The 13,750-nt window shown below is 34.5% G+C and carries 13 protein-coding genes; 5 read left to right on the plus strand and 8 right to left on the minus strand.

Features of this window, described 5'->3' with window-relative positions; translation table 11 throughout:
- Nucleotides 1–194 precede the first annotated feature (194 nt).
- From ACQKN3_RS17030 to ACQKN3_RS17040, 3 genes are all read right to left on the minus strand, one after another.
- Entirely contained in the window at nt 195–908 is a 714-nt protein-coding gene (locus ACQKN3_RS17030) for a DarT1-associated NADAR antitoxin family protein (protein ID WP_427713502.1), read from the minus strand.
- A gap of 12 nt (nt 909–920) precedes the next feature.
- Nucleotides 921–1,412, minus strand: coding sequence for a DarT ssDNA thymidine ADP-ribosyltransferase family protein (locus tag ACQKN3_RS17035; protein WP_427713580.1), 492 nt, complete (start codon nt 1,410–1,412; stop codon nt 921–923).
- A 1,026-nt stretch (nt 1,413–2,438) separates the two neighbouring features.
- The gene (locus ACQKN3_RS17040; RefSeq protein WP_427713505.1) at nt 2,439–3,032 is read right to left on the minus strand and encodes a TetR/AcrR family transcriptional regulator; all 594 of its coding nucleotides are present in this window, start codon (nt 3,030–3,032) and stop codon (nt 2,439–2,441) included.
- Nucleotides 3,033–3,195: 163 nt separating this feature from the next.
- Here ACQKN3_RS17040 and ACQKN3_RS17045 point away from each other — a divergent pair, with 163 nt between their 5' ends.
- A complete protein-coding gene (locus tag ACQKN3_RS17045; protein ID WP_427713507.1) occupies nt 3,196–3,936 on the plus strand; it encodes an SDR family NAD(P)-dependent oxidoreductase in 741 nt (246 codons plus the stop codon).
- 338 nt (nt 3,937–4,274) lie between these two features.
- Here ACQKN3_RS17045 and ACQKN3_RS17050 read toward each other — a convergent pair whose 3' ends face one another.
- Complete coding sequence (locus tag ACQKN3_RS17050) at nt 4,275–4,958, minus strand: NAD(P)H-dependent oxidoreductase (RefSeq protein WP_427713509.1); 684 nt, start codon at nt 4,956–4,958, stop codon at nt 4,275–4,277.
- Nucleotides 4,959–5,250: 292 nt separating this feature from the next.
- Between ACQKN3_RS17050 and ACQKN3_RS17055 the strand changes: the two genes are divergently transcribed.
- Both ACQKN3_RS17055 and ACQKN3_RS17060 read left to right on the plus strand, forming a co-directional pair.
- Entirely contained in the window at nt 5,251–5,835 is a 585-nt protein-coding gene (locus tag ACQKN3_RS17055; protein WP_427713511.1) for a TetR/AcrR family transcriptional regulator, read from the plus strand.
- A 226-nt stretch (nt 5,836–6,061) separates the two neighbouring features.
- A complete protein-coding gene (locus tag ACQKN3_RS17060) occupies nt 6,062–6,388 on the plus strand; it encodes a hypothetical protein (RefSeq protein ID WP_427713513.1) in 327 nt (108 codons plus the stop codon).
- 243 nt (nt 6,389–6,631) lie between these two features.
- On the opposite strand, the gene ACQKN3_RS17065 is transcribed toward ACQKN3_RS17060, so the two are convergent.
- Nucleotides 6,632–7,555: an SDR family NAD(P)-dependent oxidoreductase gene (locus ACQKN3_RS17065; RefSeq protein ID WP_427713516.1), complete on the minus strand. Its 924-nt coding sequence runs from the start codon at nt 7,553–7,555 to the stop codon at nt 6,632–6,634.
- A gap of 201 nt (nt 7,556–7,756) precedes the next feature.
- On the opposite strand from ACQKN3_RS17065, the gene ACQKN3_RS17070 reads away from it, so the two are divergent.
- Nucleotides 7,757–8,260, plus strand: coding sequence for an SDR family NAD(P)-dependent oxidoreductase (locus tag ACQKN3_RS17070; protein ID WP_427713518.1), 504 nt, complete (start codon nt 7,757–7,759; stop codon nt 8,258–8,260).
- Nucleotides 8,261–8,421: 161 nt separating this feature from the next.
- On the opposite strand, the gene ACQKN3_RS17075 is transcribed toward ACQKN3_RS17070, so the two are convergent.
- The 3 genes from ACQKN3_RS17075 to ACQKN3_RS17085 all read right to left on the minus strand — a co-directional run bounded on the left by ACQKN3_RS17075 (nt 8,422) and on the right by ACQKN3_RS17085 (nt 12,388).
- A complete protein-coding gene (locus tag ACQKN3_RS17075; protein WP_427713520.1) occupies nt 8,422–9,012 on the minus strand; it encodes a TetR/AcrR family transcriptional regulator in 591 nt (196 codons plus the stop codon).
- A 696-nt stretch (nt 9,013–9,708) separates the two neighbouring features.
- Complete coding sequence (locus tag ACQKN3_RS17080) at nt 9,709–10,203, minus strand: TetR/AcrR family transcriptional regulator (protein ID WP_427713522.1); 495 nt, start codon at nt 10,201–10,203, stop codon at nt 9,709–9,711.
- Nucleotides 10,204–10,792: 589 nt separating this feature from the next.
- Entirely contained in the window at nt 10,793–12,388 is a 1,596-nt protein-coding gene (locus tag ACQKN3_RS17085) for a hypothetical protein (RefSeq protein WP_427713525.1), read from the minus strand.
- Nucleotides 12,389–12,742: 354 nt separating this feature from the next.
- Here ACQKN3_RS17085 and ACQKN3_RS17090 point away from each other — a divergent pair, with 354 nt between their 5' ends.
- Nucleotides 12,743–13,702 carry a nucleoside hydrolase gene (locus ACQKN3_RS17090; RefSeq protein WP_427713528.1) on the plus strand — a complete coding sequence of 320 codons (960 nt, stop codon included), beginning with the start codon at nt 12,743–12,745 and terminating at the stop codon, nt 13,700–13,702.
- The last annotated feature ends 48 nt before the right edge of the window (nt 13,703–13,750 follow it).

Raw genomic sequence — 13,750 nt, forward strand, 5'->3', positions numbered from 1 at the left:
ATAAAGAAAATAACGTTGAGATATACGGTTATTTACCTTTGTAAAAGCAGCGCTATTTAAAGTAGTGAATTAATATAGAGCAATAAAATATGTATTTTATGAAGTACAGGAATAAAAAATCTGTTATAAAGGGAAACAGTTTTAAGCACTCTTAATAATGTCCTTACTATAGAATTACCATAATATCTAATTGCTTAAATTAGATTTTCATCATCCAAAGTTAATTGTTGATTAGTATCATATTTAGTTAAATCAGAGCTTATTGAAATAGTTTTTTTAAATGCTTCTTTAGATTTAATATTATTTTCATTTAGTAACCCCTTTTTATAAAGGCTTACAAACAAGGCTAAAGACTTAGCTTGACAATTTATAGATTTTACTGGATTGAATTCTATATCCGTAAATACATCATATTCTAATACCTGTTTAATAAGGTTTGGGTACAGGCATAGTGCATTAATATATAACCAATCATAGAAGAATGTTTTAGGTTCGAGTTCAAATTCTCTACTAAAAAATTTAAAACCAACAATTTCTCCGCTATTTCTTATCCGAGGATCCTTTTTCGCTTCTTTTGAACTTTTAGTATAAATATCTGTAAACGGTCCACCATATTCAAATACTTTACTCCCCTGAAACGCAGATTCTACACTTATTGCTAAGTTATTTTTTCCATGAATCATTAAATTAAATGCACTTAATTTTTCTCCCAAATCACATTCTGACTTAGTAGATACTTCAAGTATTTTTAATTGAGGATACTTATATAAAATAGATTCATGTAATGATTGTATAGATTTACGTTTTTGATTAATAGAAAAACCTGCATACCACTCAAAATCAAAATTTATCGTTTTGATATGTTCTGCATTATCTAAATTAACAAAAAATGCAGGTCTATTTGCCATTACATCATCTCCTTACCATCTATTGTGATCCATCCTTGGTCTGAAGGGGGTTGTTTGTACTCTAAGTAATTCTTTTGGAAGTTTATTTTTATACTTATTATAAGTTTTATAGTCTTCAAAAAATATACCTAAAATGTATTTAGGTTCAATTTTATCAGGTATAAGTACTTCCGCTTGAGGATTAGTTGGATATCTTTCTGGAATTCCAGTTTCTTCCCTACTATAAACTCCCGGAATATCTTCAAAGATTTTTTTAAACACATCTAATCCTATTCTGTTTTGAACGGGTATATTACTGACTGAACTTCTAGCTGCATTTTCATTACAAATTATACACTCTTTTTCCCATAAAAGTGATGGTTTAAATGCAATAACTGCCCATTCTTTAGTGGTATCACTCATTCTTAATCTATAAAAATATTTATAATTAGGAAATGAAACTGAACATGATATAGAATTTTGTAAATTATCATATCTACTTAAATCATTTCTATTAAAAGCTATTCCATCTCAATAATACTTTCTAAATTATCTGCTTGTGTGAAGTGGGTTAAAATTTTTATGCCTCTATTTTTTACAAATTCCTCCATAATATAACCACCTTTCTGTAGTTATATACTACCATAAAAAGTATTTATATGTAAAAAGTACCTGTTAATAATAATAGTTCGTTCGTAACTTAAAGATAATTGATTTAAGTAATCTCTAATATCATGTTTGCTTTTTATAAATTGTTTTTTTGGTAGAAGAAAGAAGGGATGGCTATTAAAGAAATTATATTAGAGTATGCAATACGTACACATTCTGGAGAAAAATGGGGGACTGTAATTGAGTTTTTAAAGCAAATAAAGTAAAGAATGATCCAAGCGATGCTTTAACAGGATACCTCTACACAATAGAAAAGAGGACGGTGAGGAAATACCAGCAGCATCAAGTTCAAAAGAAATTGAGCTACATGAAGTTCTTTTATCTTAGATATAGAAGTAAATGTATTTGTAGGACGTGTCAAAAGAATTTGAAGGTAATTCTAGTAGGACGTGGTATTACGCAGGATGTAAAAGTAGTAGAAAAAATATTATTTTATAAGTTTCACCAACTTTTCGCGTTTTGGTACTTTAAGTGAATGAAAATCCCCCAATGTTATCATTAAAATTTAGTGCTTTTTTTCTAAGAAGAAAGGGGACTCAGATTTATGCATATTTACAACGCTAAGCGCTTAATGTTACCAAAAGAGTGTATAGACTTTTTAAGTTCAATTAACACTAAAAGGGCTTACAATTGGAGGAAATAATACTTAAAGTACTTAGAGTTTTATTATCAGTTATCGTTCCTCTATTAGGAAGATCAGTTATTCAACAATCGGGCCATATTGTTGAGTAAAACTTTAATAAATCTGAATATTTATGTTAACATTTAGATGAGTTTGTGAAAAAATGTACTTAAACTAATGGGGCAGTTTAGTTTAACAGTTTTACGGAAATCCCAAGCTAAGAAATAACCATTCTTGTAGTTTGGGATTTTATAATTATCTCATGACAATTTTTTCATTCTTAGCTCTGGTGAGATTAGCATAATACTCATTAGTTGCTCTGACATATAAATTGGAGAATATTTCATGCCATCTTTTACCCATTCAATGATTAATCCTGGAATGGCATAAGCTAGATAGGTAGTATATAAGTCATGATTTATTTTAGAATCCGATACTCTAAAATCCGTTTCCCCTAATTTTTTTATAGCTAGTGTCAATTGACTTGAAAAAAAAGTTAAAAGAGAAGTGTGTACAATTGCTTTATAAAAAGTTGCATTGTTATAAACATGGTCAAACACACGTAATGAAGTTGTTTTTACATCTTTTATACTAAAATTATTATATGTTTGATAGGGTTCCTGAAAAGCATTTACAAAGTCAGTTATTACATCATCTATTATTTCATTTAATAAGTTTTCTTTATTCGCATAATGATTATAAAAAGTGACACGACTTATTCTTGCTCTTTCTACAATGCTAGTAATTGAAATGTCCTCGAACTTTTCTTCTTGCAGTAATTGTAAAAATGAATTTTTTAATAGTCTTTTTGTTTTAATAATTCTCTTATCTAAATACTTATACTTTTTTAACATTGTATCCCCCCTTTGTTCATTATACTAACTTTTCTTAGCATATTGATATGAAGTGTTAAATTATGCTTATATATGCTTTGAAAAGCGTTCCTATTATCAATATAATTTAAGTGTATAAACAATGAAAACGATTACATATCGTTATAATAGGAGGATGTTAATTATGGGGCGTTTAAAAAATAAAGTAGCAATAATCACTGGGGCTGGGTCAGGAATAGGAAAGGCAACAGCGTTAAGATTTAGCGAAGAAGGTGCAAATGTTGTATGTGCTGATCTTAGAGGAGCAGAAGAAATTGCAAATGAAATTAAACAACTTGGCGGAAGCGCGATAGCTGTAGAGACAGATATTTCAAGTTCGGAATCCTGGACAAATCTGTTGAATAAAACACTTCAAGAATTTGGTGAAGTGAATATTCTTTGTAACATTGCAGGAATCCCTGAAGTTGGTACGAAGATTGTTGATTTAACGGAAGAAAATTTTGAAAAGATCATTAACGTAAACTTAAAAGGTGTATATCTTGGGATGAAAGCGGTTTTACCTGAAATGGAGAAAAATGGTTCGGGTAAAATAATCAATCTAGCATCAATCTCTGCACATATTGGTGTAGACGGTGCGCCAAGTTATACTGCTGCTAAAGGTGGGGTTTCGTCAATGAGCCGACAAGTAGCGATTGAATATGCAAACAAAAATATTCAGGTAAACGCGGTATCTCCAGGTATTATTAATACAGGTATGGCAGCAGCTTCACCAGAGATGACAAAAGCGCTAATAGATCTTACTCCAGTGGGAAGATTAGGTGAACCAAGAGAAATAGCGCATACTTTATTGTTTTTAGCATCGAATGAATCTGATTTTATTACTGGGCAAACTTTAAAAGTAGATGGTGGCTGGAGCTCAAAATAAGAAACATACTATATTTGTTATTCGTCGGATTAACGAATAATAAGACACCAGCTCCGAACGGGGCTGGTTTTTTTGTTAGAGAAGACGGCTTTAACAAACTGGCGCTTTTCTTGAATAAGATAAGTGCTTTATTCAATTAAAGGGCCATTTTATGGAATAAGACTTGATATTTTAATAAATAAGATTATGAAGTAAAGGGGCAGGTTAATTTAAGTACAATGTTTTATCTTTGTTTAACAATGGGGGCATTTTAGCCAATGAACGAAAAGAACTGTAGATTAGTTTCTACAGTTCTTAGCATCTGTTATTTTAAAAAAGAACTCTCTTATCCGAAGTCATTAATTAATCCACTGCACAATATCCTTCATGTCTTTTCTTCCTCTAGGGAATTTAGGCTCATTTGCTGCTCGGTATCCAAATGCAACCATAGCCGATACAGCTAAATGACCATCCTCCAGTAAGTTTTCTTCTTCCAGAAGCTTTTGTACCTTATCACGATAAAACCCTTCTATTGGACAAGAGTCAATTCCTAGTAAAGCTGCTACAGTCATCATATTGGCAAAGGGAATATAGGTTGACTTTCCAGCCCAATCCAACATTGTACGATCATTTACTAGGATGTTTTGTTGATCTTCTAGGAATTCTTTATACGTGTCTTTAATTTGATCATACATTTCAGCAGGATATCCTAAAACATTAAGCAGTTGATTTTTTGTATATTCTGAGTCGTACCTTGTATCCTTGCTTGTTCTTACAAGAATGATAACGAAATGGCTCGCAGTTGGCAGATGACCTTGTGCGCCTGGAGAAATTTCTTTTAGCTTTTCTCTGAATTCCTGGTTTTGGACAACGAGGAATTTCCAAGGTTCCATGCCAACTGAGCTTGGTGAAAGACGGGCTGCTTCTAAGATTACATTAAAGTCTTCCTCTGTGATTTTTTTTGTTGGATCAAAGGTTTTTATAGCACGTCTAAAATTAAACGCATCAAGAATTTCTTTTCTTTTTACTACTTTTTGTGTCATATTCAAACACTCCTTCTTAGTTGTTTTTAGGTAAGCTAGCCTTTATTAGCATTTCATCGATAAGAAAAAAATCGTAATATTATATTTTCCGTATTTATAAAGAGCTTGACCTATTCATCCAGTTGTCAAATATTAAAAATGTTGAATCTAACACCTTTTGCTTAAACAACTGATGTTGTATACTGATTCTAAAATAGAATTCATCTATTCTCAATCATCAGTTTTGGCGTTTTATTGCTTAAACAACAAATAAAGAAAAATGTTGTTTATGTCTAGAAAGAGGGGTATAAATATGCAAGATACGAAAGTAGATCCTCGTATTACTCGAACAAGAAGACTATTAATGGATGCCTTTTTAAAGTTAACTATTAAAAAAGATTTTAAGGATATTACGATAAAGGACATTACAGATGAAGCAACCGTTAATCGTGCTACTTTTTATTCTCATTTTCAAGATAAATACGACTTAATGGATGCTGCCATTACAGAAGATATATTAGAAAACATTGTGGACAACTTGAGCCATTATAATCAGTTAAATGAAGAGTCAATTGTAAAAATCTTTGTTACATTAACTCAGTTTCATACAAACTTAACTACACAATTAAACACACAATGTAGAAGGAGTTATGCATCTTTTAGTTCAATAATTGAACCAAAAGTAAAAAAAGAATTGGAAAAAGTATTTTATTCTCTCCTTTTAAAACAACAGTCTAAGCTAGATTCGGAAGCCTTAAAAATTGGTGCCGCTGTGTTAAGTTGGGGAATATACGGAGCCTCAGTGGATTGGAAACATAATAGTTCGTTATCAGTAGAACAATATATTAAAATTGCCTTACCTTTTATAGTGACGGAAATAAATCATTTTAAAGGATGATCAATGACCATATATTTTTCCACAATATTCGTTTATCTTAGTAAGCGTTACTAAACAATCGGGCGCTTTCCTGGAAAAAGGGAAAGGCCCTTTTCTAACTTCAACTAGTTAAAAAGAATTCGGAAATCAACAATATCTTTGGGTGATTTTTGTATGAAAAAGACTCACTCTGAACATACTAGAATTTAGATTACTAGTTTTAACCTAGTGGGAGAGTGAGAGATAAATGTTATTATCCGAAGCGTGGAAAAAATACCAACAAGATAAAAAAATTGAGGGATATTCAACTCTTACATTAAAAACATATTGTTTTCAATATAATCTTTTATTGCGGTTTTTTGGTGATATTGATATGAATGGGTTTAGTACAGAAAAATTGAAAGAATACCTAATACAGTCAGGAGATCACTTAAAGCCTTCTAGTTTAGGACATAAGATTCGTTGTGTTAAATCACTATTTAGGTGGTCACATGAAGAGGGATATATTATAAAAAATCCTGCAGCTAAATTGAAAGAGCCGGAATTCATGGTCGTACCACCTCTAGTAAATTGACTTCATTATACAATGTAGATGAACAAGAAAAAAGAAAAGGAGCTAGCTGGAACGGAAATCCGTTCCAGCTAGCTCCTCAATAAATTTACTGGACTTTTTCAGCAGCCTCGATGTGATTAACTTCTTTTTTTATCGTGGCTGCATCCTTAATCCATCTGTGAATTGCGGTGAAGTTCCGCGTCGATTATTCCTGGCGTATAGTTCCGATCATAAAGCTTGTTGAACAGAACGCCGAGCGGTCGATCAAGAGCGCTTGGCGCGCTCTGCTGCGAGGGCCACCAGTGCCATGGCTTCCTCACCATTCTTCGGAAGGCGGTACTCAGACTTGTCTACCATCTTGTCCCACGCGTCGAGAAGGCTCTCGGGCGTTAGTGAACGGTCGTAGATGCCTATAGTGTCACCGACAAAGATTTCGCCAACGCGTCCAGCACCCGCCTCAATAAGGCGACCAGTAACAGGGCAGTCTTCGTGGGCTAGAATCGCAACCACGGGAGAGTTAAGCTCAACCGGCATTGACTCTATTAACTGCTCTTTCATTTCCGGTGAGAAAACAAATTCTGCGGCCATCGGAGTGAATGCACCCGGGGCAAGGGCGTTGACCTTGATGCCTAGAGGTTCACCTTCCGCCGCGAGGCCACGTGTTAGGCCATAGACGCCGCCCTTTGAGGCGTTGTATGACACGTTGTTCGCTACGCCGAACATGCCGGCAGCCGATGCTGTGTTGACAAGTCGACCGTAGCCTTGTGCCACGAATACTGGCCATGCTGCGCGAGAGACATAGTAAGTTCCTGTCAGGTTGACCCGAATCGAGTCGTGCCAGAACTCGTCAGGCTGCTCGTCGATAGAGCCGATTCGCAAGATACCCGCGTTGTTGATGACAGCATCGAGGCGGCCAAAGTTGTCGGTCGCCGCTGCAATTAGCGCCGCTGCGCCTTCAGCTGTGGAGATGTCGTTCGTGTCGGCAACAGCGTCGATCCCAAGCTCGCGAAGCTCGGCGACAGTCTCTACAGCTCCACTGACATCGTTGACCACGAGTTTCGCACCTCGCGATCCGATGAGCTCGGCGTGAGAACGTCCGAGACCGCGTGAAGCGCCGGTAATGACGACCACTCTGCCGTCAAATCTGATTTCATTGTTCGTTGCGTCATTATTTACAAATTCACCCATAATAAATCCTCCTCAAGCTTCCAGTGATATAATAATCACAATTACAATGTTATATTTGTTTGCGAATTGTACAATAATCAGAATCTGATTATTGCCTATTTAATAGTCAACAGAAAGAAAGTGTCTATTTATGAATCATCCCCTATAATAGTATTGGTAACGCTTACAGTTATTGTACTGCTGCTCTTTTAAGAAGACTATATGGAAAATTCAGTTATTATACTTTTAGAGAATATTTGTCTAATAAAATTGTTACCAATTGAAGTAATGAAAGAAGAATATATGAAGATTATCAACATTAACCAATTATCAGTATTTTTAGTTATGAAGGCAGTCCTTCCGTCTATGCGTAAATTAAATTCGGCTTCAATTGTAAATATTTCTTCTCTTGCTGGAATAATTGGAACTGTTGGGGGAATTGGTTATAACGCATCCAAGTTTGCAGTACGAGGGATGACGAAAGTTGCAGCACTTGAATTCGCTGAATATAATATTCGTGTTAATTCGATTTATCCAGGAGTAATTGAAACGCCGATGATAGGAGGAGAAAATACCGAATTGATAAACGAGATTTCAAAAACAATTCCGTTAAAAAGAGTTGCTAAGCCTCAAGAAGTAACTAATCTTGTACTTCACCTTCTTTCAGACGAATCTAGCTATTCTACTGGATCTGAATTTATTATTGACGGTGGTTTATTTGAATAATAGTCATTTGGGCTTTCAATAAGACAAATTTCAACCTTGACATAAGTACCTCCAATTTTATTATTGGAGGTATTTTATTAATCAATAGTTAGTCTGATTAACATTTATATTTCTTTTCTTAGTTTTATGTTATTTTTACTATAAAGAGGTAAATTTAGCAGTCATATTTTTTGGATGGATTGGTCCTTTGAAACAGTCATCATCTCTACTAACTGTTCAGCCATATAGTTCGAAGTGTACTTGTAATCACTCTTTACCCATTCTATTATTAAACCAGAAAATGAATATGCCAAGAAACTTCCATATAGTTCTTGGTTTATTATTGAACTAGTAATTTTAACATCTTTTAATATGTGATTCTTTAATACTTCGATTAACTTCACATGGAAAGTCGGCAATAAATCTGAATTCACAATGGTCGTATAAATACTTGATTTCTCAGATATATACTCTAAATGATTAATAGCAAATGGCTTGAGATTTCCAAATTCCAACTCATCTCGTGATTTATAAGGTTCGCGAAGCATATGTAACAAATCTAAAAAAATGTCATCAATAAATTCTTTTATAAGTTTCTCTTTACTGTCATAGTTATTATAAAAAGTTCCACGGCTGACATTAGCCGTTTTTATAATATCTTTTAGGGTGATTTGGGAAGTATTATTTTGTTCCAAGAGAGATAATAATGCTTTCTTAAGCTGTTGCTTCGTCTTAATAACTCTTTTATCAAGATACATATACTTATCCAACATTTAATCTACATCCTTTGAATAATTTTATATTAACAATCCCTATTACCTATAAATGATTTTATAGCAATTATACTACACGCACACACTAGATACTTAATAAGTGATTTGACATATCGATCTCAATTTTCAAAATGCTTATTGAAAATTAGTGTTCCTTCTTGAACTAACGGGGGCTTTAGTTTGGTAATTCTAGTAGGTCGTGGTATTGTGTGGAATGTAAAAAAATAGAAGGAAATAATATTATATTAGTTTTTCACCAGCTTTTCGCGTTTTGGTACTTTAAGTAAACGAAAATCCCCCAATGTTATCTTAGAAATTTAATGCTTTTTTTCTGAGCAAAACGGGGGATTAGAATGTAGGGCTAAATGTTATCAAAAGAGTTTGTAGACTTTTTAAGTTTAATTAACACTAAAAGGGCTTATATACAAAATTAAATTATAGGAAATAATACTTAAAGTACTCAGGAAATTATTATCAGTTATTATTCCTCTAGGAAGCTATTGATTATGCTTAACTGAGCAGACTAGTTTAACAAGTTTTACGGAAATCCCAAACTACGAAATAACCATTCTTGTAGTTTGGAATTTTATAGTTATCTCATGGCAATTTTTTTATTCTTTGCTCTGGTGAGATTATCATAATACTCGTTAGTTGCTCTGACATATAAATTGGAGAATATTTCATGCCATCTTTTACCTATTCAATGATTAATCCTGGAATGGCATAAGCTATATAGGAAGTAAATAAGTCATGATTTACTTTAGAATCCAATACTCTAAAATCCGTTTCCCCTAATTCTTTTACAGCTAGTGTCAATTGACTTGAAAAAAAAGTTAAAAGATCAGAGTGTACAATTGCTTTATAAAAAGCTGCATTGTGATAAACATGGTCAAACACACGTAATGAAGTTGTTTTTACATCTTTTATACTAAAATTATTATATGTTTGATAGGATTCCTTAAAAGCATTTACAAAGTCCATTTTTACATCATCTATTATTTCATTTAATAAGTTTTCTTTATTATTATAATGATTATAAAAAGTGACACGACTTATTCCTGATCTTTCTACAATGCTAGTAATCGAAATGTCCTCGAGCTTTTCTTCTTGCAGTAATTGGATAAATGAATTTTTTAATAATCTTTTTGTTTTAATAATTCTCTTATCTAAATACTTATACTTTTTTAACATTGTATCCCGCCTTTGTTCATTATACTAACTTTTCTTAGCGTATTTTATACTTGGGTTGGCAGAACGCAAAATACGGATATTCGAATGGGGTTAAATTTATTTGGTAGTCGTTCAGAAGACGAACCTAATGACCGTGGAGAAGATCCGTTAGCGACAACGGTGTTAGCTAAATCGGGGGATCATTGTAAATATTGCTCGTTTCAGATAGTTTGTACGGAATCTGCGTTATACAAATCGCAAAAATAATTAGTTGTATTTTAAATTAGTTTAGATGTTATCCATAAATACAATAACATTGTCTCAAATTTGGAGAATTATTGGCGCGAGGCGCAGAAATCTTTTAAATAAGAATCCAGTTTCTTTAAATAATTACTGTTACTTTTCAACTAGGTAATTTTATGGGAAAGATACAAGTCACTATGTTTGGAGTAAGATTGAAGTAAAGCATAAGCTCTCCAATAGGAAAGCTTATGCTTTACTTTTTTATAGAAATTTTATTTGTAGAGTTGTAAGGGAATTGCGTTTATTTTCACTGTTTACCATAAATACCCCCCGCAGCCCATATATCAAGGGTTTTTTCTTTCATTCCTTATTCCTTCACCTGCACAAAAACATATAACTCCGCATAGCGTTGATTGCGATGGGATTGAGCATTTTGTACGATGATTTGCAACTTTGCGCGGTCGTTTTCTGCGATTAGAGTAGCTTCTTCTACAGATAACCTTCTGTAATCACTTGTTAACAATGTGTCTAATTCCTCCAACGACCATTCTAAAAGCTCTTGCTCGGCTTTCATTAATACTAGCTGGTCCTTCTGTAAACGGAGCTGCGTATCGTTTGTTAATGCAAAGCGTCTATGCAGTGAATTTTGTGAAATGGATACTTGAACAAAATAATCGTAACCATCGATTGCAGTAATAATCCGTTCGTCTCCATTTAAGTTAGCCGTATAATAGACTTCATTCGAGTAATCTTTATATTGTGGTGAGAAACCAAAAATTTTCTCGAAAGGTTGATTTGGCAGCCACGCCACGCGATAATCCATCCGCTGCAAATAATCAAATTTCTCCGTAATGAATTGTTTATCCTCTTTAGAAATTTCCGGATTCGGCTGAACTTCTCCATTGTACATATTGAGCGATTGTAACCGCTCCTGCAGCAGATTTTCCTGATTGTTTTTACTGATCGTAAAGGCATCAACAGGCGGGATGACAGAAAGTAAACTAAACCCGATAAAAATCGGTGCAACAAGCCATTGCTTTTTTGGCATGAATGTCAGGATCAGTGCGTTGATGATAGCAAATAATCCAAATAAAATAACAAAATATCGGCCATGTGTAATGCCAGTCTCTCCAATTTTCATGATGGATACAACGAGTTGATAAAGCACAATGACAAGTAACACTTTTGGGAAAATAAGTCGGAACCATTTCGTTAACCCATTATGAATTTGGTAGCTTAAAAAGTACACGATGAGTACAGTTGTCGCGAAATACACTAATAATGGTTCTAGTAAATTTTCCGACCAGTCGGTGAAATGCAGTGCAATATACATGACTAAAATCACAGCATACACCATTGTCAGCGGTACAATTACGTATGAAAGCAACACCTCAAGAATAGGAGTGCGTTCCTCTTTCTTCATTGTCAGGGACAGGAAGAATAATGGCATGAACAATCCAAATACAATAGCCGCGATATACTCGATAATATGTGGATTAACCGGAAACAGTAAATAATTAATCGCTGCATAGATGAGCATTAATCCTACAAAGATGACGATGGAGAAGAAGGCTGTGATGAGTACGCTTTTGAAAATATGGAAAAACCGTGCACTGAAGTTTTCCTCTCCGCGCCATATAAAGCCCATCATGAGCGCACTGACAACAACGCCTGTTTGAATCGCTAATATGAGATCATTGGAGCCGCTAATCAAGAAGAAAAGCCCTGTAAAAATAAGTGCTATGCTATACGGCAGGACGCGTTTGGAAAATAAGTCTGCTATAGATGCAGCAAATACGGCAACAACAAGCACTGCCAGCCATTTTTCGTAGTTTGTCACAGTACCGCTAATTTCTGCTACATTCACAATGAATAAAACGACTAAGAGCATAGTAGCTAGTGGAAATGCTTTGATTGCCTCGGTTATTGCTGCAAATTGTTGAAAGATTCGATTAAATTTCATCAAAGATACCCCCTTTATGTCTTCATTATATGCTTTTATTTAAGATGCTCAACTTAATCATTTTCTCCTATTCTATGAACCAATCCCTGTTAGTACCTATACCTAATACAAACAACTCCTTAAGCATGAATGTTTGTGCTTAAGGAAATATATGGATTATTTTATTAGAAAATCCAAACAATAAGAAGGAGACTGGGACTTAATGTTAATCGAGTTTTCTTGACATAAGGATATGGATAATTAAACCAGAGTATATCTTGGTTTTATCAGGAAATACTTTTTTGCTTTAATTACAACAGTGGTTATGGCAATCTAATACTAAGACTATAAATGAAAGAATTAGGTGAATACAGTATGATAAGACGACCGTTAATTATTGACACAGATCCAGGCATTGATGATGCAATGATGCTAACCGTAGCATTTGCCAATAAGGATATTTTTGATATTCGTTTAGTAACGACTGCATCTGGAAATATTTCGCAGAGTAAGGCGAATTACAATGCACATGCATTTTTAAATTACATTAGAGAAGACGTTACGATTGCACGAGGGCTTGAACAGCCGATGTTCCGTAAGCTTGAAGTAGCAGAGGAGATTCATGGTGCATTTGGTTTTGGAAAAGTAGAGTTTCCGAAAGTGGAAGTACCGAAAAATGTCCGTCCAGCCGTTACAGCTATGCGTGAAACGATTTTAGCGAGTGAGGAGAAGGTAACAATTGTTGCGACAGGTCCCTTAACAAATGTCGGTGCATTATTACTCGCTCACCCAGAAGTAAAGGATTACATTGAAACGATTTCATGGATGGGTGGCGCAGTTCAGGGTGGCAATAAAACAGCCGTTGCCGAATTTAACGCCTTTGTAGATCCGCATGCCGCTCAAATTGTGATGCAATCGGGCGTACCGATGAGCATGTGCGGGTTGGATGTGACGCACAAAGCATTCGTCACACAAACAGAGGCGGAAAAAATTCTAGACATTGGTACAGAGTTTGCCCAAAAGGCTTATGATCTTGTGACATACTACTTGGACGTAGCGAAACCAACACCTTTTAGTGAGCCACATTATGCCGATGTGCTCCGCTTCCATGACGTTTCTGCCATCATGTATTTACTGCATCCTGAGTTTTTCAAAGGAACAGACTACTATGTAGAAATGTCGACGGAAGGTATTACAACAGGTGCAACAGTAGTAGATTTACACAATTCAACAGGCAATCAACCAAACGTGCATGTATTGCATGATGTGGACCGCGAAGCATTTGTTAAAGTATTCATGAATGCCGTGAAGACGATTTCAGATCGATTATCATAAGAGGAGCTGGCTAATAACCTCCTAAGTAAAATTTAAATATATGCTCCT

This window comes from Solibacillus sp. NPDC093137, from assembly GCF_050280445.1.
Taxonomy (GTDB): domain Bacteria; phylum Bacillota; class Bacilli; order Bacillales_A; family Planococcaceae; genus Solibacillus; species Solibacillus isronensis_B.